The sequence below is a fragment of the Vibrio sp. 1580 genome (assembly GCF_033340055.1).
This window is the reverse complement of the sequence record NZ_JAWOVT010000006.1, coordinates 176,171-199,503: the sequence shown is the minus strand read 5'-3', so window position 1 is coordinate 199,503 and position 23,333 is coordinate 176,171. Positions and strand designations below refer to the sequence as shown.

Here is a 23,333-nt window from a genome sequence, read left to right as displayed (position 1 = left end):
ACAGTAGACAAGGAGCAAGTTGTATATGCTGTCGTACTTTTTACGCCGTTTGGCGTTGGTTATCCCAACGTTTCTCGGGATAACTATTCTCATCTTTGCTATCACTCGTTTCGTGCCTGGCGGACCTGTTGAACGCATGTTGTCACAAATGCAGTCCCAGGGGGACGGCGCCGCATCAATGACGTCTGCGGGTGGTAATACGGCCCTTTCTGACGATCAAATCGCGGAGCTGAATGCGTTTTATGGCCTGGATAAACCAGTAACGGAAGCGTACGTCGAATGGTTAAGTCGTTTGGTAATGCTAGATCTTGGCGAGTCGACGCGTTACTACGAGCCTGTCTCGGACATGATCGCAGAGCGTTTGCCAGTGTCGTTGTTTTATGGCGGCATGACCTTCTTTATTAGTTATTTTATCTCGATTCCTCTTGGTTACTATAAGGCGCTCAAGCACGGTTCTGTGTTTGATTCCGCCTCTTCAGTACTCATTTTCGTAGGCTACGCGCTACCAGGTTATGTGGTGGGTGTATTGCTGATCACGTTATTTAGTTATCACTTGGAATGGTTTCCGATGGGAGGCTTTGTCGGCGATGACTTCGACGATTACGAAACCTTCTTTGAACGCGCTAAAGACATTATGTGGCATGCGGTGTTGCCTTTGATCTGTTACCTCATTGGTGATTTTGCCACGCTGACGATGACAATGAAAAATAACCTGATGGAAAACCTTTCCTCAGATTACATCCGCACCGCAATTGCGAAAGGATTACCTTTCAAAAAAGCAGTTCGTAAGCACGCGTTGCGTAACAGCTTAATTCCGATCGCGAGTCACTTTGGTAACTCTTTGTTGTTCTTCATGACCGGTGCCTTCCTGATTGAAGTTATCTTCAATATTGATGGCATTGGCTTATTGGGTTACGAATCAATCATGGAGCGTGATTACCCTGTTGTTATGGGTATTGTCGCCATTAATGCGTTGTTACTGCTCATTGGTAACATCATTTCAGATATTTGTGTTGCTTTAGTCGACCCACGTGTGAAGTTTGGAGCGTAACATGATTAAAGTTAGTCCATTAACTCAAAAGAAAATTCGTCACTTTAAAGAGATCAAACGAGGCTATTGGTCGTTTGTTGCTCTTTCTATCATGTTGATCCTTTCTCTATTCGCCGAACTTTTGATCAACAGTAAAGCGCTAGTCGTCAAGTACGATGGTAGCTACTATTTTCCTGTTGTCAGTGACGTACGTTTAGGTAGCGAATTCGGCCAAGAGTCATCCAGTGAAGCCGATTATCGTGTACTGCAAAAAGCGTTTGAGGCTGAAGGGGGCGACAACTTTGTTATTTTGCCGCTTGTGCCGTGGAACCCATACGAACAAGATTTTAGTGGTGATTTCCCGCCAACAGCGCCTAGTGCCGAAAATAAGCATTATTTAGGTACAGATGTGATAGGTCGCGATATTTTGGCGCGACTCGTCTACGGATTCAGAACGGCGATGGGATTTGCGTTGCTTACGATGGCCATTTCCTACGCGATCGGTACTGCAGTCGGTTGTGCTATGGGTTTTTGGGGCGGTAAATTTGACTTGTTTGTACAGCGACTTATCGAAATCTGGTCAATGGTCCCGTTTTTGTACGTCATTATGATTCTTGTCTCAATCGTTCAGCCGACGTTTGCTCTCTTTGTCGCTATTAACGTGCTTTTCACTTGGATGGGTATGACATGGTACATGCGGACCATGACCTATAAAGAAGCGGCACGAGAATATGTAATGGCGGCTCGTGCTTTAGGGGCATCGACCGGACGTATCTTGTTTAATCACATCTTGCCAAATACGATGGTGATGATTGTAACCCTAGCGCCTTTCACTATTGCAGCTAACATCACAGCACTGACTGCTCTCGATTACCTAGGATTAGGCTTGATGCCACCAACGCCAAGTTGGGGTGAACTACTGCAACAAGGTAAGTCAAACTTAGATTCGCCATGGATTGTTGCGTCAGTAGTGACTTCTATTGTTCTGGTTCTGGTAATGGTGACCTTTATTGGTGAAGCCATTCGAGCGGCTTTCGACCCGAAAAAATTCACACGCTATGTTTAAGCGAGCATTGTGAGCAAAACATAAAAAAGGGAAGTTTTATGAAGAAATTATTTTTAGCGTCCACGCTGAGCGCCCTGAGTTTTGGTGCAATGTCAGCAACGCTTCCGACTGACTTAAACTGGCAAACAAACTGGGATGAGCCTCAATATGGTTCGCCAGAAGCGAAACGTGGAGGGACTTATCGCACCTTTATGTCAAGTTTCCCACAGACGTTACGTAGTGTTGGCCCAGACGCTAATGCAGGGCTACGTTCTTTTATCTTAGATGAAACACCAGGCTTGGTGGTCCGCCACCCAGATACTTTAGAGTTCATCCCTGAGCTTGCTAACGAGTGGGCGTTAGCAGGTGACAACAAAACGGTCTATTTTAAACTCAACCCTGAAGCCAAATGGTCGGACGGCAAACCTGTGACTGCCGACGATTTCGTGTTCATGCTGAAGTTTTATCGTTCCAAGGACATCTTGGAACCTTGGTACAACGATTACTACAACAAAACGATTGCGGATGTTATCAAGTACGACACTCATACGTTTGCTGTTAAGGCGGCGAAAGAGTTCAATCCGGAAGAGTTGCTGTTACGAATGGGGGCTCTGCGCCCACGCCCCGCACATTTTTATGCTAACCCTTCAAAAGATGAAAATGGTGACGGTATACATGACAACTTTGTCCGCTACTACAATTTTAAAAGTGAACCAACGACCAGTGCATACTACCTAGATGACATTAAAAAAGGTAAAAGTGTTACCTTCAAACATGTCGGTGAAGACTGGTGGGGTTACAGCAATAAGTATTATCAACATCGTTATAATGTCGACAAAATCCGCATCACAGTGATTCGCGACAGTGATATCGCGATGAAGCACTTTGAGAAAGGGAAGCTGGACGCATTTGGTCTTGTTTTACCAAGCTTATGGCATGATAAATCGAATACGGAACCTTACCAAAAGGGATACATTCAAAAGTTCTGGGGTTACAACCAATTCCCAGTTGGGGCTGGTGGTGTATGGATGAACACCGCGATGCCTTTGCTGGATGATTTAAACATTCGCAAGGGCATTACTTACGCGATTGACTTTGATGGTATGATAGAGAATGTCATGCGTGGCGACTACTCCCGTAAACCGAACCCGACCGGTTATGGTCATGGTAAATACACCCTACCAGATGCTAAGGCACCGAAGTTTGATCCCGCAAAAGCGGCCGAGGCATTCGAAGCCGCAGGCTTTAACAAAATTGGTTCTGATGGTATTCGTGTCAATGATAAAGGTGAGCGCTTAAGCTTCGAGCTGACCTACGGAACACCTGTTCATACTCCTCGTATTGCATTTTTGCGTGAGCAAGCCAAGCTAGCAGGGCTGGATATTGAGCTCAAGTTAGTTGATGGCTCATCCATGTTCAAATACGTACGTGAGAAAAAGCACGATTTGGCTTTCTTAGATATGGGTACGTCTGAGATCCCAACGTATTGGGAGTACTTCCATTCAGTCAATGCGAACAAGCCGCAAACTAACTCTTTCACAAACTACAGCACGCCTGAACTGGATGAAAAGATCATCGAGTATCGTTTTGGCATGGATATGGATAAAAAGATCCAGCTAGGTCATGAGATTCAGCGTGACATCATTGATGCTCACGTTATCGTCCCAGGCTACATGGTTCCTTATGTCCGCTATGGTCACTGGCGCTGGTTAAAGTTTCCAGATAAGCCAATGAATCGCATGACAGAGGCGCTGTTCAGTGGTGCAATCATAGGCGATGGCACTTACTGGATTGATAGTGATATCAAAAAAGAAACGAAACAAGCGATGAAGTCAGACAAAGCTTTTGAACCTGTCGTTGTCGTAGATGACACTTATAAGCTGTAAGGATTGGTTATGGAAAACGATGTAATCCTAAGTGTTAAAGATCTCGAAGTTGAATTTACCACCGATGATGGGCCAGTGAAGGTTCTGCATGGTGTGAACTTTGATGTGCGAGCTGGACGTACACTCGGCCTGGTGGGAGAGTCAGGTAGTGGTAAGAGCGTAACCTCAATGTCGATCATGGGGCTATTACCTAAGCCATATGGCAACATCATTAAAGGTGAAGTGAATTATCGCGGCACCAACCTAGTTGATTTGCCTGCGGAAGAGATGTACGCCATGCGTGGCGATCGCATTTCGATCATCTTCCAAGACCCGATGACTGCGCTCAACCCAGTGCACACCATTGGTCGTCAAATATGTGAAGTGCTTGAGCTCCATCGACCTGAACTCGACAAAAAGGAGCGGGAGGCGTACGCGATTGAGATGCTGGCAAAAGTAAAAATTCCAATGCCAGAGAAGCGATTGAATGAGTATCCCCATAACCTATCTGGTGGTATGCGCCAGCGTGTCATGATCGCGATGGCATTGGCCTGTAAGCCGGATATTCTGATTTGTGATGAACCGACTACAGCGTTGGATGTTACGGTTCAGGCGTCTATCCTTGAACTGATGAACGAGCTTCAGGAAGAAACGGGCATGGCGATGATCTTCATCACTCACGATCTCGGGGTTGTGGCAGAAGTGTGTGATGATGTTGCCGTGATGTATGGCGGACGTATTGTCGAAAAAGCAGAAATTTTTGAGTTGTTTGATAACCCGCAGCACCCATACACAGAGCGTTTGATGGGGTTGATGCCGAGCTTAGATAATGAGCCGAAGCAGATGATCGATATCAAGCCTATTGATGCCAGTATGTTTGCCAGTTAACTGGGCAAAGTGAACCAGTCATAAAAGAGGATGTTATGGCAAAAGAAGTATTAAGAATTGAAAATCTTAAGCAGCACTTTGTTTCTGGTAAAGGGCTGTTCAAGAAAGGCTACACCATCAAAGCGGTAGACGGGGTTTCACTGTCTGTTTCTGAAGGTGAAACACTGGGGCTAGTTGGTGAGTCAGGTTGTGGTAAAAGCACCCTTGGTCGCACGATCTTAAAGTTATACGAGCCAACAGAAGGTAAGATTTTCTTTGAAGGTAAAGACATCACTAAATTGTCTGTTAAAGAGATGCGCTCGCTGCGTAAAGACATGCAAATCGTCTTTCAAGACCCAATGGAGTCACTCAATCAGCGTCATACCATCGGTATGATTCTGGAAGAACCGTTTGTTATTCATAAAATTGGCACGCCAACAGAGCGTAAACAGTGGGTAAAAGAGCTTTTAATCAAAGTGGGATTACCAGAAACGGCAGTAAACCGTTATCCACATGAATTTTCAGGCGGACAACGGCAGCGTATCGGTATTGCTCGCGCGATTGCATTGAAGCCTAAATTACTGATTTGTGATGAATCGGTATCTGCGTTAGATGTGTCGGTACAGGCGCAAATCTTGAACCTATTGCTACAGCTGCAACAAGAAATGAACTTGGCGATCATATTTATCTCTCACGATCTCTCGGTGGTGAAACATGTTTCTGACAAAGTTGCCGTGATGTATTTTGGTAAAGTGGTAGAAGCAGGCAGTGCTAAAGAAATTTATGCAAACCCGCAAAACGAATACACCAAAAAACTCCTATCTGCGATTCCGATCACTCACCCTAAATATCGGAAGAAAAAGCGCGTAGCTGAAAAAAAGCAGCAAGTGGCGTAAGTGATGCCACAGGTCCTATAACACAAAAGCGCTCCGCCAAATAAGCGGAGCGTTTTTATAAGCAAATGCCAGGACTTGGAGTCGATTTGCACTGATGTTTATTCTGATTGATTGAAGATCGTTGCATGCTAAACTCAAGGCCTATTTTCTTTGTTTGGATAATGGACCATGCCGTCGAATTTACCGAAATCCTTTAGTCGACCTTTCCTGAAAATCTTCCATATTTTGGAGGCGGTGTTATTAGTCTCTATTACCTTGGCGACGTTGTACGCCATGATGCAAGAGTTTGTGCACGTATTTGTAGAGAAGCGTGTCTTACTCACGGATATTCTGTTGATGTTTATCTATCTGGAAGTGCTCGCCATGGTGCAGCAGTTCGTGATGAACGGTAAAATTCCGGTACGCTATCCTATCTACATCGCGATGATGGCCATCGCCCGCTACATCACACTCGGAATGAAAGAGCTGGATGCAGTTTTGGTTGTGTGGTTATCTCTGGCTGCGTTTATTTTGGCTGCGGCTACCTTGCTGATCAGAATTGGACACCATTATTGGCCCTACGTTGATAACAGAACCTTGGAAAAAGATGAGTAAAAGAAAGCCCCGCACTAGCGGGGCTTTTTTGTTTCAATACTCGATGACTTTTAGATCATTCAATGTTTTGGATCTGCTCACGCATCTGTTCAATCAGAACTTTCAGTTCAACGCCCGATGCGGTGATGTCGGTGCTGATGGATTTCGACGCTAGCGTGTTCGATTCACGGTTGAACTCTTGCATCATGAAATCTAGACGACGACCCACTGCGCCACCTTTCTTCAGGATGTTTGTTGTTTCTTTTACGTGAGAATCAAGACGGTCTAGCTCTTCTGCTACGTCTGATTTCTGTGCCAGAAGGATAAGCTCTTGCTCAACGCGAGATGGGTCTAGCTCTACTTTCGCATCTTCAAATTTAGAGAACAGACGCTCACGTTGCCATTCTAAAATTTCTGGCATGCGCGCACGCACCTTTACCACTTCTGCAGAAATGGCGTTCAAACGCTGTTCAATCAGCGCCTTCATGTTCTCGCCTTCACGAGCGCGCGCTTCAATAAATTCATCCATTGCGCCATCAAACGCTTCTAGTAGCACTTTATTTACCGCATCCATGTCTTGCTCTGGCGTTTCCATTACCCCCGGCCATTGCATGACTTGAAATGGATTTATTCGGCTCAGTTCACCAGTCATGTGCATGACTTGTTCAGCGGCTTTAATTACCTGGCTAGCAAGCGCTTCATTGATGCTAAGCTCACCTTTTGCGGCAGGGTTTGCTTCAAAACGCAGATTACATTCTACTTTGCCTCGCGCTAAGCGCTTACGAAAGCGCTCACGTAAAACGGGCTCTAACCCGCGAAATTGTTCTGGCATGCGGAAGTATGTTTCTAAATAACGCTGGTTCACGCTGCGGATTTCCCATACCGCAGAGCCCCAATCGCCTTTTACTTCTTTGCGTGCATACGCTGTCATACTGTAAATCATCGAATTTTCCTGTCTTCATTTTTTGAAAATTACTTCAAGAGTGTATCATGCTGCGTCGATAGGTGCGCGGGATGTATGGATTGTTTATGTTGTGCCAGCGGCGTAACCTATGAATCCGGAATCGATTCCGTTATAATCTTCGCCCAACCAAATCGTCTTCTCCTCATATTTAAGGTAGATGCCCATGCGTCCAAACGATCGCAAGGCGGATCAAGTTCGCCCTATCAAAATTACTCGTAACTACACAGCTTACGCTGAAGGGTCAGTGCTAGTTGAGTTCGGTAACACCAAAGTGTTGTGTAATGCGACCGTCGAAGAATCTGTGCCACGTTGGCTAAAAGGTCAAGGTAAAGGCTGGGTTACAGCTGAATACGGCATGCTACCTCGAGCAACACATTCTCGTACTCGTCGTGAGGCGGCAAGTGGCAAACAAGGCGGCCGTACGATGGAAATTCAGCGTCTTATCGCGCGAAGCCTACGTGCTGTTGTCGATCTAAAAGCCATGGGTGAGTTCATGATCACCGTTGACTGTGACGTTATCCAAGCAGACGGCGGCACTCGCACTGCATCTATCAGCGGCGCAAGTGTTGCAATGGCCGATGCGTTCCAACACCTAGTAGATAGCGGCAAGCTAAAAGCAAACCCAATGAAAGGCCACGTAGCGGCAGTTTCTGTCGGCTTACTAGGCGACGAAGTATTGTGTGATCTTGAATACGTTGAAGATTCAGCGGCAGACACAGACATGAACGTGGTAATGACAGAAGAAGGCAAGATGATTGAAATTCAGGGCACCGCAGAAGGTGAACCGTTCAGTCACGAGCAGCTGATGGCTCTGCTAGAGTCGGCGAAAGTCGGCATTACGGAAATTGTCGCAGCGCAGAAGGCGGCGTTAGCCAATTGATTTAGATAGCTCCCATTATGGGGGCTATTTTTTTATCTCGACAATAGAGAAATGAATGATTGTCGAGAAGAGACACAAGAAACCAAGGACATAGAGAGAAAATAATGAAAGCATACCAGCGTGAATTTATTGAGTTTGCACTTGAGAAAGAAGTTCTTAAGTTTGGTGAGTTTACTTTGAAATCTGGCCGTAAAAGCCCGTACTTCTTTAACGCTGGTCTTTTCAATACTGGTCGTGACCTAGCGCGTCTTGGTCGTTTTTACGCAGCCGCGCTCGCTGATTCTGGCATTGAGTTTGATGTACTGTTTGGCCCGGCGTACAAAGGTATCCCAATCGCGACGACAACAGCAGTCGCGCTGGCGGATCACCACGATATCGACACGCCTTACTGCTTCAACCGTAAAGAAGCGAAAGATCACGGCGAAGGCGGTAACCTTGTAGGCTCTGCGCTTGAAGGTCGAATCATGCTAGTGGATGACGTAATCACAGCAGGTACTGCGATTCGTGAATCGATGGAAATCATCAAGGCGAATGGTGCAGACCTTGCTGGTGTGTTGGTTGCGATTGACCGCCAAGAAAAAGGCAAAGGTGAGTTGTCTGCGATCCAAGAAGTGGAGCGTGACTTTGGTTGTGCAATCATCTCAATCGTTAGCCTGACTGACCTTGTGACTTTCCTTGAAGAGAAAGGCACAGACAAAGAGCATCTAGAAGCAGTTAAAGCGTACCGCGCAGAATACGGCATTTAATTGGTTACTTTTTCTGAAAAAGTAAAAAGGGCAGATGGATATTCATCTGCCCTTTTTTGTTTTTGGATTCATCGCCTTGACCACTTACTTATAGCGAATGCCTTTCTCGACATGCTCATCTTGCATGGTTTTATAGCGTTTATGGAGCCACATCCATTGCTCTGGAGCGCGTAGAATGACTTCTTCCACATACTTGTTCATATAAGCGGCAGCGGCGACTTCGTCTTTTTGTGGATAGTCGGCTTCAATGCACTTATCGGCGATGATGTCGTATTTTCCTTCGTCATTGCGAAACCCTGAGCCTGGGATGATCGCACATTTTGAGGTATACGCCAGAATGCTCGTGCCTGTTGTTGTACACGCATCGTCTACGGCAAAGAAGGGCACAAATACTGATTTTTTGCGACCGTAATCGTGATCCGGTAAATAGAACAGACGCTCACCACTGCGTAATACACGAATCATCTTTTTTACATCTTTACGATCAATCAGTTTATTGCCGTTATGTGTCCGTCCCCAATACTGGATAAAGTTATAAGCAGGATTATTATGCGGACGAAACGCGCCGTACCCGGCCACGCCTAACACGGCGAAAGCACGCGCAGTGATCTCTAGATTAAGAGCGTGGACACAACAAAGTAGGACGCCTTTACCTTCTTTGGCTTTTTCACGCAGTGCGCCGAGATCTTTCTCGACGATCAGGTTTTTAAAGCGCCAAGTCGGCCAGAACCAAGTGATTCCGGTTTCTATCAGTGCCATACCGGTATTTTTGAAGTTCTCTTCAACAATATGTTGAATCTCTTCAGGTGTTTTGTCTGGAAAGGCCAATTCTAAGTTACGCTGAGCAACGTGGACACGCTTTTTACCGTAGCGCATGCCAAGTTTACCGAGTGAACGACCTAATGAAAGCAGCAGCCGATAAGGAAGAATATTGACGAGGATGGCCAACAGACCAAAACCAAGCCATACGCCCCAGTTACGAGGGTGAAGAAGTGAAAGAGAAAACTCGGGCTGCGTGTATTTGTCTTTACTCATAGTCTTTTACTTTATTTGTGCACTCAAAAGCGCCCAGTACTCGTCAAAGTTTGCAGTCGGCTGGTATTTAAAGTCGCTACGCACAAAGCGGTTTAGGCTCCCCTCAACTTGTCCCAGAATTTGCGCGGCTAGGATGCGCTCTTCGACAGGGAAAGACTTCCCTTCACGAATCTTACGTTCACGCAGGATTTGGCGCAATTGTGTTTCTATACGCTCAAAGAGTTGATTGATGCGTTCACGTAGACGTTCATTTTCAAACATTAGAGCATGACCCGACAAAATGCGTGTCAGACCTGGGTTACGTTCAGAGAACGCCAAAATAAGGTGCATCACCATACGAATACGCTCTAGTGTATCTTTTTCGTCGTCTAGAATACGGTTGATACGTGTCATCAAGGCTTCTTCAATGAACTCAATCAACCCTTCGAACATGCGCGCTTTACTTGGGAAATGACGATACAGCGCGGCTTCTGAAACGCCGACTTGCTTGGCCAGTTTTGCCGTAGTAATGCGTGAAGCGCCATCTGTTGATTCAAGCATTTCTGCCAATGCTTGTAAGATTTCTTCACGACGGTTGGATTTTTTACTGCCGGCCATTAGTTACTTCCTTTCAAAATACAAAGTTGAGCGGAGGGGATTATAAGACGCTATTTCGCCTCAAACTAGACCACTAAGGGTGGAATGGGAGATTTAACACCCTTAGTTGTCATTTTTGTACCAAATTTATGCCAGCTTTTGTAAAAAATTGGCAGGGTTTTCAAACGTTAGTTACATCAATTGATGCATTTTTTCGAGAATTTTAAAGCTCAATGCTTCTTTTGATTCCAAAGCGAGCGCAAGTTCACCTTCAGGCCAGTAAAGGGTAATTGCGTTGTCGTTGCTGTTAAATCCTTGCCCTGCAACCGAAACGTCGTTTGCACAGATCATATCGAGGTTTTTCTTTGTTAACTTGCCTCGAGCATAGGTCTCTACATCATTGGTTTCAGCCGCAAAACCGACGGTAAACGGACGCTTCTCCGTCATTGCTGCCACAGATGCAACAATATCAGGATTTTTAACCATATTAATGACCATTTCGTCGTTGTCTTCTGTCTTTTTCAACTTTTGAGACGCGATCGTTTGTGGGCGGTAGTCGGCAACGGCAGCGCAGCTAATAAAGGCATCATGCTGGTTTGCATGTGTCATAACGGCTTCGTGCATCTCTTGTGCACTGGAAACATTTATGCGCTCAACACCTACGGGCGTATTTAAACTGACAGGACCGCTCACGAGGGTGACTTTTGCTCCCATCTGCGCTGCGGCGCTCGCCAATGCATAGCCCATTTTCCCGGAGCTATGGTTCGTAATGTAACGCACTGGATCAATCGCTTCGCGAGTTGGTCCGGCGGTAATGAGTATCGACCTACCTTCTAGCAATTTTGGTTGAAAGAACTGTTCACATAGCTGTACTAGCTGCATTGGTTCCAGCATTCGACCTGGTCCTACATCACCACAGGCTTGCTCTCCTGCCGCAGGGCCCCAGATGTGCATACCACGACGCGCTAACGTAGCGATGTTCTCTTGGGTTGCGATATTGCGATACATCTGTTGATTCATCGCCGGAGAAACAGCAACAGGGGAATCCGTCGCGAGCACGAGCGTAGTAAGTAAATCGTTCCCCATGCCTGCGGACATGCGCGCGATTAAGTCCGCGGTCGCGGGCGCTAATAGCACTAAATCTGCCCATTTGGCCAATTCAATATGGCCCATAGAGGCTTCCGCTGCTGGGTCTAGTAAACTGTCCGAGACAGGACGGCCCGAAACGGCTTGCATGGTTAAAGGGGTAATGAACTCTTTTGCGGCTTTCGTCATTACAACTTGAACTTGCGCTCCTCTCTCTATGAGGCGACGGGTTAGCTCCGCACATTTATACGCGGCAATACCGCCACTGATGCCGAGTAGAATTTTCTTTCCTGCTAGTGTTTGCATGTGAGATCTCCAATTTGATGACCGGATTTTAACACAATTCAAAGTCTGACCGCCCGAGCATATATAACGAGAAGATAATTCACATCAAACTCCAGAGTATTAATCTGACCGAGGAAGGGAAAATTCTCGCCTACCTCACAGACAAGTTGCGCGGAGTTTGCAAGTCTGAAAAGAAAAAGAGGTAGTGGAAACCATGGTGTTGAAAAGTCGAAACAAATTGCTGCTGATAACCCTAATTCCGCTGTTGTTGATCACCACGTTGATCTCAGTGGTGTATTACATCAACAGCAGTAAAAGTTTGGAAGCGGAGCTGGCAAGAGACAGGCAAGAGCTCATCGAAACGAAAAAGAAAGAGTTACAAGCCTATATGATGATGGGCGTGACGGCGATAAAACCGTTATACGACACGGATGTAAATGGAAGTAATAAAGAGGCAGCAAAAGAAATTCTGAAAGCCATGCGCTTTGAAAGCGATGGCTACTTTTTTGCCTACGACTCTCAAGGTGTGAATACGTTGCACGCCATCAAACCTGCATTAGAGGGTAAAAACCTTTACGACTTAAAAGATGAAAATGGGGTCGCAGTTATTGCGGGCTTGATTGACGCTTCTCAAAAAGGGGATGGGTTCCTCTATTTCTCGTGGCATAAACCGACCATTGACGCACAAGCGCCTAAGTTGGGCTATGCAGAATATCTATCGAAATGGGACTGGGTTTTAGGTACTGGCGTTTATATTGATGACATCGACCAGCAAGTTGCGATGCACAGAGAGTTAAAGACTCAAGAGCTAAAAGAGCATACGTTATCTGCCGTGTTGATTTCCGTTATTGGATTGATCATTACCAGTGTTCTCACCAGTATCGTGGTGTCTAAAGGCATTCAGCCATTACAACATGTCGCGGCTTCATTAAAAGATGTTGCCGCAGGCGGCGGTGACTTAACGGCTCGTTTAAAAGTCGAAAGTCAGGATGAAGTCGGTGAAGTGGCGGCCGCGTTTAATGAGTTTATGGATAAGCTGCACCCACTGATGCAGGACATTCATCGCTCTGCGACGACAGTACAGACCGTTTCTCAAAGCCTGAACACTCAGACCAGCCAAGCGAGTGGTCAAATGCAGGATCACTGTTTAGAGACGGACAAAGTCGTGACGGCAGTGACGCAAATGAGCATGACTGCCAAAGAAGTAGCCAGCAATACCAATGCGACCGCGCAGGCAATTGACGATGCCAACAGTCAAGTCACCGCCGCTCAGCATGAGGTCGAGCAAGCAATAGAAGGCATTACCGAACTCGTGACGGAGATAGACAGCACGTCAGATGCAATTTCTGAGTTGAGTTTACAGACCGAAAAAATAACCAAAGTGCTGGATGTGATTGGCGAGATAGCCGAGCAAACGAATTTGTTGGCCCTAAATGCGGCGATTGAAGCGGCTAGAGCCGGTGAGCAAGGTCGAGGGTTTGCCGTCGTTGCGGATGAAGTTCGCTCGTTAGCCAGTCGTACGCAAAATAGTACTCATGAAATTGGTGACATGCTTAAGCAGCTGCAAAATGGTGTATCAAGAGCGGTCAGTACAATGTTGGTGAGCCAAAAACGAGGTGTCAAAACGGCGGAAGAATCGGCGCTCATTCAGCAATCTCTTTCTGGTGTTCATAATTCTATCGGTACGATTCGAGATATGGGTATTCAAACCGCGTCTGCCGCCGAAGAGCAAAGTGCGGTTGCAGAAGACATCAACCAAAACTTAGTGGCTATTCAACAGATCGTGAACAACATTAATGAGACGTTGCAGCATGCCGAGTCAATCAGCACGCAGCTATCACAGTCTGGAACAGAAATACACGGCTTGGTTGGCAACTTTAAACTCTGATGAACTGTTAAGTTGCATGGAAAACACTGATAGTACGAAGAAAGCGAAAGTCATACTCGACTTTCGCTTTTTGTTTTGTGGAATAGGGACACTTTCCATATAAAGAGACATCAGATGATACTGAAAGCTTTGCCAAATGAGTCCATGCCCAGAGAGAAGCTACTGCAACGAGGGCCGCAAGCTTTGACCGATGCTGAGCTACTGGCCATCTTCTTGCGCACAGGCACCCGCGGAATGAACGTGATTGAGCTTGCAGATTTCCTTATTCAAGACTTTGGTTCGCTAAGACAACTATTTTCAGCATCAGAAGAAGAGTTTTGTCGTCACAAAGGATTGGGGCAAGCCAAGTATGTTCAATTGCAAGCGGTACTAGAAATGACACAACGTTACTTGGCGGAGACGCTAAAGCGTGGTGATGCCTTAACCAGTCCCGACCAAACTAAGTTATATCTGTCTTCTATTTTAAGGGATCGGCAAAGAGAGGCTTTTTATATTCTTTTTCTCGATAACCAGCACCGAGTGATAAAAGATGAAATTTTATTTGAAGGAACGTTGGATGCAGCGTCGGTGTATCCGAGAGAAGTCGTCAAGCGTGCTCTGCATCATAACGCGGCGGCTTTGATTTTGGCGCACAATCATCCTTCAGGCGTCGCTGAGCCGAGCCAAGCTGACAGAAGGATTACAAGGCGTCTCATCGACGCATTAGCATTGGTGGATATTCGTATTTTGGACCATTTCGTCATCGGAGATGGGGAAAGTGTCTCTTTTGCTGAAAGAGGCTGGATATAACTGTGCGTTTTTTAGGTTGTTAGTTGCTAAAAATCTGCTATCATCCACGCCACTAAATTTTTAACTGAATTCAGCTTGGACTGCTAAAAAAATCTGCTGTCTAAAAAAAGATCACGAAAACCTGTAAAAAGGATCTGTTCGGGTCTTGAGCAATGCATATCAAGTTAGTATAATGCGCGACCTTTGATAGCCTTGTATGGATTTTCCATAGCGGTTCTTAACCTCTAACTTCTTTTCGAGAGATAGAGAGGTTCGGCCACCAAGGTTGATATCGAGCTGAAACGATTTTGGAGAAGACATTCATGTCACGAGTATGCCAAGTAACTGGTAAGCGTCCAGTAACGGGTAACAACCGTTCACACGCACGAAATGCTACTAAGCGTCGTTTTCTGCCGAACCTACAAACTCATCGTTTCTGGGTAGAGAGCGAAAAACGTTTTGTTAAACTACGTCTATCTGCTAAAGGTATGCGCATCATCGACAAGAAAGGTATTGATACTGTTCTTGCAGACATGCGTGCACGTGGCGAAAACGTTTAAGAGGAAATAAGCAATGGCAAAGAAAGGCGTTCGTGAGAAAATCCGTCTAGTATCTTCTGCAGGTACAGGCCACTTCTACACAACTGATAAGAACAAGCGTAACATGCCAGGCAAATTTGAGATCAAAAAGTTTGATCCAGTAGTTCGCCAGCACGTTATGTACAAAGAAGCAAAAATCAAATAATTGGTTTCAGTCTCTTTGATGAATTGAAAAACCCAACTTTCGAGTTGGGTTTTTTATTACCTGAATAAAAGTGCTGAAGAAAAGGTTCAGTACGTCATCGGGTTATAAGGCACTGCTGAAGTTATTCTACTGGTCCGACTCTATACTCGAATTTTTGATTGATCGCCTCTGCCGCTTAGTCACCACTCCCTACACACTTGCACACCGTTGTTCTAGTCAAGCTCAATACTCTTTGGTAATTTACTCATAACGATAAGAGAGTAGAGATGGTTATGCGTGTGAGTCCGGCTCGTCGCCGCCGATGGAACAATATTCTTATTCTGGGCATTATCGCGTTTATAGTGATCTTAAATGCGCCGATGTGGATCAAAACTTACCTATTAACAGCCCAAGCAGACCCTTACCCAAATGTACTTCGCTCCGACTATACGGTGGAGTCTTTGTACTATAGTGGCTGGGAGTTTGAGCTGCATGATGGACGGTGGCAATCCAACATCAAAGTTGATGCACCGATCAGTGAGCTTGTATCACGCTGGCAATCATTGGAAGGGACCGAGCTTACCTCAGAACAGTACGACCATTTAAAACCTAACCTAGCGGTACCTGAAACGGTAGAAGTCTGGTATCAGGATCTCGAAGAGCCGCAGCGGGTGACTTTCTTTCGTTTACCTGATTTTTGGCTATTTAAAACCTGGCAAGACAAATGGGTAGCTATCTCCGTTGATGAAAACTACCTTATGCCAGAGTAAAGCCTTTTTGCGTCTATACCCCTAATAAGCTTCCCTATTTATCGTTTTTCTTTTCGATTATGCTAGCAGCGAGAACTATTAGCCGGTGAATTGGAGAATCTAATGCCTGAGTTGCCAGAAGTTGAAGTCAGCCGTATGGGGATTAGCCCCCACATGGTTGGACAAACGATCCAGTCGTTTACTTTTCGAACGCCTAAATTGCGCTGGGATATTCCTACAGAGCTTAAAAAATTGGAAGGGCAGGTGATCCGTGCGATTAGTCGTCGTGCGAAATACTTACTGATCGAGACAAACACAGGTACAGCCATTGTTCATTTGGGCATGTCGGGGTCTTTACGTGTTCTAGACGCCGACTTTCCGCCAGCAAAGCACGATCATGTGGATCTCAAACTAAGCAGTGGAAAAATACTGCGTTATAACGATCCGCGTCGTTTTGGGGCATGGCTGTGGTGTGCTCCTGGTGAGTCACATGCTGTACTAGCAAACATGGGGCCTGAGCCTTTAACTGAAGAATTCAATGCGGAATATGTAGTAGAGAAAGCTAAAAATAAGCGTGTTGCCGTCAAGCAGTTCATCATGGACAACAAAGTCGTGGTTGGTGTTGGGAACATCTACGCGAATGAGTCGTTGTTTAAATCTCGAATTCACCCTTCAAGGCCCGCAGGTAAGTTGACTTCTCAAGAGTGGGGGTTACTTGTTGAAAATATCAAAATGACACTTGAGATTGCCATTACGCAAGGTGGGACTACGCTGAAAGACTTTGCGCAAGCCGATGGAAAGCCGGGTTACTTTGCACAAGAGTTATTGGTTTACGGAAAAGCCGGAGAGCCATGCCCAGAGTGCGGCGAACGACTTCAAGAGCTAAAGATTGGCCAACGTAATACCTTCTTTTGTAGTGAGTGTCAGAAGTAAGTCGAGCTATTATCGAGCTTAAGTTGTTGTAATCTTGCGTTCGAGCCTCAATAATTCAATCAGTTTCGAATAACTTAGTAAATTATATGAAAGTCATTTATCCAGGCACTTTTGATCCAGTGACCAATGGTCACCTCAATCTAATAGAACGTACTCACGAAATGTTTGATGAGGTTGTGATTGGCGTAGCCGCAAGCCCATCGAAGAACACCATGTTTTCATTGGAAGAGCGCGTTGCACTGATGCAGGACGTTGTAGCGCATTTACCTGGTGTGACGGTAAAGGGGTTCTCCGGGTTATTAGTGGATTTCGCGAGAGATGAGAAAGCTAAGGTTCTTATTCGAGGTTTACGAACAACGGTAGACTTTGAATACGAGTTTGGACTGACCAACATGTACCGAAAGCTATTACCAGGAATTGAGAGCGTATTTTTAACTCCTGAAGAAGAGTTTGCGTTTTTATCGTCGACTATCGTGAGAGAAGTCGCGATTCATGGCGGAAGTATCGAACAATTCGTTCCCAAGCCAGTAGCCATCGCGATTGGGGAAAAACTGAATGAAAGACAGTAAGTTCCCTTATTATTTCTCAAACGCTCTCTCGATACTTATCCCTCGCTTTGTATATCGAGCACAAGCCAAGCGTTTACTTTCGAATCTGACTGAGGCAGAGCAGCACCGCTGTCTTGAGCGGGTGAACTATTACAATAAGTGTGAAATGCCGTTTTCAGTCGATAGCCGAGAACAAAGTTACGCGACCATCGATACATTCAAAAAAACGAAAGGCTGGACGTATTTTTTCGATCTTCGCCAAGTTGTACGCTATTTCCCTTCCAGTTTTGCGTTTAACTACATCAACGGCGATGTTACACACATCCCCAATGTACCGAGCTTTATAAAAAGCCGCCCTATTTTTGGTAACAACCAAAATTCAGTGGTGTTGAAACTTAATCAAGTTCGTCATTTTAAATTTATTGATGATCCTGTTCGCTATCAAGATAAAAAGGACATGGTAGCGTGGCGCGGCGTGGGTTTTCAGCCGCATCGTAAAAAGGTAATTCATGCGTTTTATAACCATCCGCAATGCAATATTGGCCAGACCCGCCCGGTAGAAGGGAAACCATGGGAAAAGGGCTTTATGAGTATTGAAGAGCAACTGCAGTATAAGTTTTTGCTCTGTATAGAAGGCAATGATGTGGCCACCAACCTTAAGTGGGCTATGTCGTCTAACTCCTTGGTTATTATGTCAAAGCCAAAATATGAGACTTGGTTTATGGAAGGTAAGTTAGAGGCAGGCGTCCACTATGTTGAAGTGAAGGATGACTATTCGGATTTACCCGAAAAGATGGATTATTACCTAGCGAATGAGCAAGAAGCATTAGCGATCATTGAAAATGCGCACCAGTGGGTTGAGCAGTTCAAAGATAAACGTAAAGAGCGTTTGATCTCATTGATGGTTGCCGATAAGTACTTCGCTTTATCTCAGCAACAATAAAAAAGGGGCGAAACGCCCCTTTTTTATAATCTTAAGCTTCTAGAAATTGATCAACACCATTCTCACAGCGTTTAAGCTTGTTTTTAATGGTGTTCTCTAAAATCTCGTCATTTTGTCCGAGTGACGCACGAGAGTTTTCTACGTGGTACAAGTGGTAGCCTACACCTGCGAATTTTAGGTAAAGACGTGACTTACCCGCATTCAACATGCGATGAACAAACTCGCTGTCTTCGCGTCCCCATCCAACAAAATCTTGGTTGAAGCCATTCACCTCGATGACATCTTGTCGCCAAAACGCCATGTTGCAGCCGCGAGTGGCTTTATCGTTATTACGCTCGTAAGAGAACCATTTCGATAGCAAGGCGTTGGTGATGCAGTTTTTACGATTGCGAATGCCTTTGCTGAAAATGGAAGGCACTAAGCTGTTTTCCATGATGGCCTTGCTGCAGCTTTCATCCGTTAACACACGTCCACCCTGCACAAACCAATTTGGTTTTGCGACTTGCTTATGTGATTCAATAAACGTTTGGGACAGCACCATGTCGCCATCAATCATGATGAGGTAGTCACCTGATGCTTTGGCGATCGCACGGTTGCGGCTCATTGAAAGCTGAAAGCCATTATCCTCGTGCCAACTATGAATCAGTGGAACCGGAAAACCTTCACGCATTTGGTCAACCATTGCTTTGGTGTCTTCTCGAGAGCCATCATCTGCAACAATGACTTCGTCAGGCAAAACGGTTTGACGTTTCACGCTTTCTAACACCGCTTTTAATGCTTCTTTCCAGTTGTAAGTGGTGATAATTAAAGTCGTTTTCATGATTTTCTTGCCTGTTCACGTAAGTAGAGATCGATGTATTTTACAAAAGTAGAGTGCATGCTTAGCCAAGCTAGAATGAAGCCATGTTTGCCATCAAGGAAACCTCGTTTGAGCACATACATCTTCAAAAAGCTCGCAAGAGCGTGAACGATAGCGGTCGTTAACCCCGCTTTCTTTTTACCTTCCCGTTCATCTGTCCAGGCCTTGAGGTAGCCAGTGGTTTTATTGATGTAATGATGCAGGTGCTCGTAAGTGTAGTGATGCAGTCGACCATCCAGTTTTTCAGTTTGATAGTTTTTCTCATCAACTTTTTCATGAACGAGCGAATCATTATATTGTGTATATTCGGTGCGATATAAGCGCACAATCCAGTCTGGAGACCAACCAGAATGGTAGATGAACTTACCAAACGCTGAGCTTAGTCGATTAAGTTTGTATAAAACGTTCGGCTTATTGGCTGATACCGCGTGTAAGATACTTTCTTTTAGCTCTGGAGTGACTTGTTCGTCCGCATCAAGCCACAAAACGTAGTCTGCCGTAACGTATTGCTGCGCCAGTTGGCGCTGTTTACCGAATCCTGGCCAATCTAGATTGGTGTAAAACTTATCTGTGTATTGTCGGGCGATTTCTTCGGTGCGATCGGTGCTGCCCGAGTCTAGAAGGACAATCTCATCGACCCAATCTTTTACTGTGTCTAGACAAGCTTGTAAGTGCTTCTCTTCATTTTTTACAATTAAGGCAACGGCTAAGGTTGGTTTGGACAAGGTCATTTCCTTCTTAACAAATCAAGACAGTAAGTTTACTGGTATTGAGGATACAAATCTTCTAAGACTTGATCGAACATGCTCATTACTTGAGTGCTGGTAATGCGGTTCATTGCCGTTTCATCTTTAGCGCGAGTTCGCCAGCTTAACTCGTGACTGTTTTTACCTGTTTCCGCAAAGATCGTTTCTTCATACACTGAGACAACGTATTTTAGATAACGGTAAGGTCCCACTCGCAGCGGATTATGGTGTGCATAGAGCCCGATGATTGGTGTTTTCATTGCATTCGCCATGTGTGCTGGTCCGGTATCGGGGGCGATGACCATTTCAACCTTATCTATTAACGCAAGCATTTGCAGAATTGAACTTTGTCCAACTAAATTTAGACACGGTTCTTCCAAGCGAGATTGAATGGCCTCTGCCAGATCCAATTCTACCTGAGCAGGGCTGCCTGCCAGAATCACGTTCCAGCCTTTTGCTCTGGCGTGATGAATCACATCCACATAACCTTCCGCGTTCCAGTTTTTATAAGCTTTGCTCGCACCAGGCACAATCAGCAGGTTAGGTTTACTACGAGAAATATGAGACTCTGCCCAAGCTTGGTCGTGGTCTGAATAAGAAAGTACCCAGTCTAGTCCTGCCTTTGGTACCCCAATTTGATGGGCAAAGGCCATTAAGCCATCTGCGACATGCAGAGATTGCGGGGAAGGCACTTTGACATTGGTAAATAGTGTTTGAAAGTCCTGGCTTCTATCAGAAGAGAAACCAAGTTTGTATTTTGCTTTAATGCCCAACGTTGCGACACTCGCTCGAATCGCGTACTGCATATGCAATAGCGCATCAAACTCTCTGCCTTTCAGCTGTCGCCAAAGTGATTTGTAGCCATCAAGTCCCGCTTTTTTATCAAAAACAATCACTTCTACACCATCGATGGCGGCTAATAACTGGGCTTCAAGTTTACCCGTTATCCAAGTAATCTGGGTCGAAGGCCAGTGTTTCTGAATAGCTTGAATGGTGGCGATAGTATTGCAAACGTCTCCGATAGCGGACAAACGCAAGACGCATAGTGACGATGGGGCAGAAGTGAACATAATTATTGTCTGATTCGATGAATAGAGGCAGGTAAATTATGCAGACATCCCCAATAAATGTAAAATACACGGCTCGAATATAGCTAAGTACTGATAAGTGTTCTGCAATGTCAAAGACAACACCACATCAATCGCAAGAATCTGGCAAGCCGGGTAACACCGGGCTAAAGCGCATCGTTAAAGCGACGGGTTATTCGATCCAAGGATTAAAAGCGGCTTTTAAGCATGAAGCTGCCATTCGACAAGAGTTGGCTCTGTTGAGTATTGCTGTGATTTTGGCTTGGCTAGTGGATGTCGGCATGGTTGAGCGTATCTTAATGATCGGGGTCGTGGTATTAGTTTTGATTGTAGAGCTTGTAAACTCAGCGATTGAGGCAGTGGTTGATCGTATCGGTATTGAACGGCATGAACTCAGTGGTCGAGCTAAAGATATAGGCTCTGCTGCCGTTATGGTTGCTTTGGCGTTTGCCGCATTTACTTGGTTGTATATATTAGCCAGCCGGTATTTAGGCTAGAGGGTGAGCGTATGACTCGACAGTATAAAAACAACAACCAAGTGATCTGGTTTGATGACGAGATCATTACAGACCCTAGCCAACCGATATTTGATGAGGAATACTGGCAGTCCTCCGACAAGGTGGTTGGCAGTGCGACAGGGCGAGGCACGACATGGTTTATCCAACTAGAGAACATGCAAGCGGCACTACGTCATTACCGTCGTGGCGGTTTGTTTGGGAAGTTAGTTAACGATCATTATTGGTTCTCTGGCTGGGATAACACCCGTTGTGCGCAAGAGTTTCAGCTTTTGTTGGCGCTAATTGAGGCTGGGGTGCACGTTCCTCGTCCTATTGCAGCAAGAGCCGTAAAGTCAGGACTCTTCTATCAAGCTGATTTATTAAGTGAGCGAATCCCAAACGCCAGAGATCTGGTTAGTATCTTGCAAGAACAGTCTTTATCGGTAGAAATGTATCAGAAAATAGGGCAAGAAATTGCCAAGATGCATCAGGTTGGCGTTAACCATACTGATTTGAATATCCACAATATCTTGATCGACGACAAAGATAAGGTATGGATTATCGATTTTGATAAGTGTCGCTTTGAAACTTCTGGTGACTGGAAGCATCAAAATCTAAATAGACTTCTGCGTTCATTTAATAAAGAGCTTTCTCGTAAGAGTATTAATTGGAACGAGAAGGATTTTAAATTTTTGAAAGAACACTATGATATATATTCTGATAAAAATTAAATGTAGGAGTATAGTTGATTAAGTAATTAACTATACTCCTTAATTCTATTTACTATTAGAATTAACAGTTATATTAGGGAGGCCAAAAAGCCACTTATTGTAATAAGAGGTGTTTTTACCATAGGAATTATCAAAGAGATGTATATTCTTTCCTAATAAGCATGAAAAAATCAGTCCGTGTAGTCTATCAGTATGAACTTCATTATGCATATGAAAGTAATTCTCTGAACGAAAGACTATCTCTTTTGATAGTCTATACCAAAGGTCATTAGCTTTCTTTTGTTTAAATTTCCACTTTTCTAGCGATGAATACTTTTTCTTGATATTAATATCTGATATTGAAATAAGATCATCCCAGTCAAACCCTTTTTTTTGTAGTCTCAAGTCATTATTTTGTGACTCAATATCCTTTCTAATCAGATTTAAAATTCGTCGTTGTTGAGGAAGTTCATCACAAAGTTCTTCTTTTTCGATCATCGGATGAAGACTATGAGCCATATCAGGAAGCAAGTGATAGTTATTTGTGAATTTTTTCGATATTTCGTAACTTCTTTCATCGCGAGTAATAAAGTGGAAATCTTTATGTTTAGAAAAAATTTTGGCGCTAGACTCCTCATTTGATATATCTTCAAAAAATATTGTTTGTGGAAGACATATAATTCTTTTAGTAGGGAATTTAGATATGATATTTTCTCTTAGATTTTGGTGAACTTTATAAAGATCTCCAAAGTTACCGCCACCGTGTAAAACTATGACATCAGCTTCTTTAATCTTCTTAAAATCTAAATTTTCACAACCACTACGATATATAACGTTAATATCATGTTCTTTAAAAAATTCTTCCGTTCCAAGGTATATAAGAAGATCTCCAACATTAAAATGTATCGGTATGTCTATATAAGCAATGGACTTTCCGTTTATCAGAGATGCAATAAGGTTATGCTGAGATTTTGCGCTATCCATAATCTCAAGCCACTTGTTTTCTCTTCTACTTCTACTCATAGCTCCTCCG

26 protein-coding genes are annotated in these 23,333 nt (G+C 44.7%); 18 read left to right on the top strand and 8 right to left on the bottom strand.

Going from position 1 to position 23,333, the window contains the following annotated elements:
* The first annotated feature begins 25 nt into the window (after nt 1-25).
* The 6 genes from R7093_RS11925 to R7093_RS11900 all read left to right on the top strand — a co-directional run bounded on the left by R7093_RS11925 (nt 26) and on the right by R7093_RS11900 (nt 6,297).
* Nucleotides 26-1,051: an ABC transporter permease subunit gene (locus R7093_RS11925; protein ID WP_005384771.1), complete on the top strand. Its 1,026-nt coding sequence runs from the start codon at nt 26-28 to the stop codon at nt 1,049-1,051.
* Between the two features lies 1 nt (nt 1,052).
* Entirely contained in the window at nt 1,053-2,096 is a 1,044-nt protein-coding gene (locus tag R7093_RS11920; protein ID WP_005379369.1) for an ABC transporter permease, read from the top strand.
* 38 nt (nt 2,097-2,134) lie between these two features.
* On the top strand, nt 2,135-3,961 hold the full coding sequence (locus tag R7093_RS11915; protein ID WP_047103768.1) for an extracellular solute-binding protein: 1,827 nt from the start codon (nt 2,135-2,137) through the stop codon (nt 3,959-3,961).
* A 9-nt stretch (nt 3,962-3,970) separates the two neighbouring features.
* Entirely contained in the window at nt 3,971-4,828 is an 858-nt protein-coding gene (locus R7093_RS11910; RefSeq protein WP_080960121.1) for an ABC transporter ATP-binding protein, read from the top strand.
* A 35-nt stretch (nt 4,829-4,863) separates the two neighbouring features.
* Complete coding sequence (locus tag R7093_RS11905) at nt 4,864-5,703, top strand: ABC transporter ATP-binding protein (RefSeq protein WP_005379372.1); 840 nt, start codon at nt 4,864-4,866, stop codon at nt 5,701-5,703.
* Nucleotides 5,704-5,871: 168 nt separating this feature from the next.
* Complete coding sequence (locus tag R7093_RS11900; RefSeq protein WP_047103769.1) at nt 5,872-6,297, top strand: phosphate-starvation-inducible protein PsiE; 426 nt, start codon at nt 5,872-5,874, stop codon at nt 6,295-6,297.
* A 55-nt stretch (nt 6,298-6,352) separates the two neighbouring features.
* Here R7093_RS11900 and R7093_RS11895 read toward each other — a convergent pair whose 3' ends face one another.
* A complete protein-coding gene (locus R7093_RS11895) occupies nt 6,353-7,219 on the bottom strand; it encodes a YicC/YloC family endoribonuclease (protein WP_047103771.1) in 867 nt (288 codons plus the stop codon).
* A gap of 184 nt (nt 7,220-7,403) precedes the next feature.
* Between R7093_RS11895 and rph the strand changes: the two genes are divergently transcribed.
* Nucleotides 7,404-8,120, top strand: coding sequence for a ribonuclease PH (gene rph, locus R7093_RS11890; RefSeq protein ID WP_031780917.1), 717 nt, complete (start codon nt 7,404-7,406; stop codon nt 8,118-8,120).
* Between the two features lie 104 nt (nt 8,121-8,224).
* Nucleotides 8,225-8,866: an orotate phosphoribosyltransferase gene (gene pyrE / locus R7093_RS11885; protein WP_017634993.1), complete on the top strand. Its 642-nt coding sequence runs from the start codon at nt 8,225-8,227 to the stop codon at nt 8,864-8,866.
* Between the two features lie 84 nt (nt 8,867-8,950).
* Here pyrE and R7093_RS11880 read toward each other — a convergent pair whose 3' ends face one another.
* The 3 genes from R7093_RS11880 to coaBC all read right to left on the bottom strand — a co-directional run bounded on the left by R7093_RS11880 (nt 8,951) and on the right by coaBC (nt 11,869).
* Nucleotides 8,951-9,901 carry a Kdo(2)-lipid IV(A) acyltransferase gene (locus R7093_RS11880; RefSeq protein WP_033905948.1) on the bottom strand — a complete coding sequence of 317 codons (951 nt, stop codon included), beginning with the start codon at nt 9,899-9,901 and terminating at the stop codon, nt 8,951-8,953.
* Nucleotides 9,902-9,907: 6 nt separating this feature from the next.
* Nucleotides 9,908-10,498, bottom strand: coding sequence for a nucleoid occlusion factor SlmA (gene slmA, locus R7093_RS11875; RefSeq protein WP_005379386.1), 591 nt, complete (start codon nt 10,496-10,498; stop codon nt 9,908-9,910).
* 171 nt (nt 10,499-10,669) lie between these two features.
* On the bottom strand, nt 10,670-11,869 hold the full coding sequence (gene coaBC, locus R7093_RS11870; RefSeq protein WP_025768318.1) for a bifunctional phosphopantothenoylcysteine decarboxylase/phosphopantothenate--cysteine ligase CoaBC: 1,200 nt from the start codon (nt 11,867-11,869) through the stop codon (nt 10,670-10,672).
* Nucleotides 11,870-12,062: 193 nt separating this feature from the next.
* On the opposite strand from coaBC, the gene R7093_RS11865 reads away from it, so the two are divergent.
* The 8 genes from R7093_RS11865 to R7093_RS11830 all read left to right on the top strand — a co-directional run bounded on the left by R7093_RS11865 (nt 12,063) and on the right by R7093_RS11830 (nt 18,400).
* Nucleotides 12,063-13,736 (top strand): methyl-accepting chemotaxis protein, encoded by a 1,674-nt coding sequence (locus tag R7093_RS11865; protein WP_047103778.1) that lies wholly within the window; start codon nt 12,063-12,065, stop codon nt 13,734-13,736.
* Between the two features lie 114 nt (nt 13,737-13,850).
* On the top strand, nt 13,851-14,525 hold the full coding sequence (gene radC, locus R7093_RS11860; protein ID WP_017820707.1) for a RadC family protein: 675 nt from the start codon (nt 13,851-13,853) through the stop codon (nt 14,523-14,525).
* A 302-nt stretch (nt 14,526-14,827) separates the two neighbouring features.
* The gene (gene rpmB / locus R7093_RS11855) at nt 14,828-15,064 is read left to right on the top strand and encodes a 50S ribosomal protein L28 (RefSeq protein WP_005384783.1); all 237 of its coding nucleotides are present in this window, start codon (nt 14,828-14,830) and stop codon (nt 15,062-15,064) included.
* Between the two features lie 13 nt (nt 15,065-15,077).
* Entirely contained in the window at nt 15,078-15,248 is a 171-nt protein-coding gene (gene rpmG, locus R7093_RS11850; RefSeq protein WP_004410866.1) for a 50S ribosomal protein L33, read from the top strand.
* A gap of 272 nt (nt 15,249-15,520) precedes the next feature.
* The gene (locus R7093_RS11845) at nt 15,521-15,997 is read left to right on the top strand and encodes a hypothetical protein (RefSeq protein WP_047103885.1); all 477 of its coding nucleotides are present in this window, start codon (nt 15,521-15,523) and stop codon (nt 15,995-15,997) included.
* Nucleotides 15,998-16,099: 102 nt separating this feature from the next.
* Entirely contained in the window at nt 16,100-16,909 is an 810-nt protein-coding gene (gene mutM, locus R7093_RS11840) for a bifunctional DNA-formamidopyrimidine glycosylase/DNA-(apurinic or apyrimidinic site) lyase (RefSeq protein ID WP_047103785.1), read from the top strand.
* Between the two features lie 86 nt (nt 16,910-16,995).
* On the top strand, nt 16,996-17,478 hold the full coding sequence (gene coaD / locus R7093_RS11835; RefSeq protein ID WP_005379411.1) for a pantetheine-phosphate adenylyltransferase: 483 nt from the start codon (nt 16,996-16,998) through the stop codon (nt 17,476-17,478).
* Nucleotides 17,465-18,400 (top strand): glycosyl transferase family 90, encoded by a 936-nt coding sequence (locus R7093_RS11830; protein WP_047103787.1) that lies wholly within the window; start codon nt 17,465-17,467, stop codon nt 18,398-18,400. Before coaD ends, R7093_RS11830 begins: the two co-directional genes overlap by 14 nt.
* Before the next feature lie 31 nt (nt 18,401-18,431).
* On the opposite strand, the gene R7093_RS11825 is transcribed toward R7093_RS11830, so the two are convergent.
* From R7093_RS11825 to R7093_RS11815, 3 genes are read right to left on the bottom strand one after another with little or no spacing between them, the layout of a single operon-like run.
* Nucleotides 18,432-19,220 carry a glycosyltransferase family 2 protein gene (locus R7093_RS11825; RefSeq protein ID WP_047103790.1) on the bottom strand — a complete coding sequence of 263 codons (789 nt, stop codon included), beginning with the start codon at nt 19,218-19,220 and terminating at the stop codon, nt 18,432-18,434.
* The gene (locus R7093_RS11820; RefSeq protein WP_047103887.1) at nt 19,217-19,984 is read right to left on the bottom strand and encodes a glycosyltransferase family 2 protein; all 768 of its coding nucleotides are present in this window, start codon (nt 19,982-19,984) and stop codon (nt 19,217-19,219) included. The genes R7093_RS11825 and R7093_RS11820 overlap by 4 nt, the downstream gene beginning before the upstream one ends.
* A gap of 35 nt (nt 19,985-20,019) precedes the next feature.
* The gene (locus tag R7093_RS11815; RefSeq protein WP_005384789.1) at nt 20,020-21,075 is read right to left on the bottom strand and encodes a glycosyltransferase family 9 protein; all 1,056 of its coding nucleotides are present in this window, start codon (nt 21,073-21,075) and stop codon (nt 20,020-20,022) included.
* A 107-nt stretch (nt 21,076-21,182) separates the two neighbouring features.
* On the opposite strand from R7093_RS11815, the gene R7093_RS11810 reads away from it, so the two are divergent.
* Nucleotides 21,183-21,590, top strand: a complete 408-nt coding sequence (locus tag R7093_RS11810; protein WP_005395798.1) for a diacylglycerol kinase — start codon at nt 21,183-21,185, stop codon at nt 21,588-21,590.
* A gap of 11 nt (nt 21,591-21,601) precedes the next feature.
* Nucleotides 21,602-22,321, top strand: coding sequence for a 3-deoxy-D-manno-octulosonic acid kinase (locus R7093_RS11805; RefSeq protein ID WP_047103793.1), 720 nt, complete (start codon nt 21,602-21,604; stop codon nt 22,319-22,321).
* A 45-nt stretch (nt 22,322-22,366) separates the two neighbouring features.
* On the opposite strand, the gene R7093_RS11800 is transcribed toward R7093_RS11805, so the two are convergent.
* Nucleotides 22,367-23,323, bottom strand: coding sequence for a polysaccharide pyruvyl transferase family protein (locus R7093_RS11800; RefSeq protein WP_047103795.1), 957 nt, complete (start codon nt 23,321-23,323; stop codon nt 22,367-22,369).
* Between the last annotated feature and the right edge of the window lie 10 nt (nt 23,324-23,333).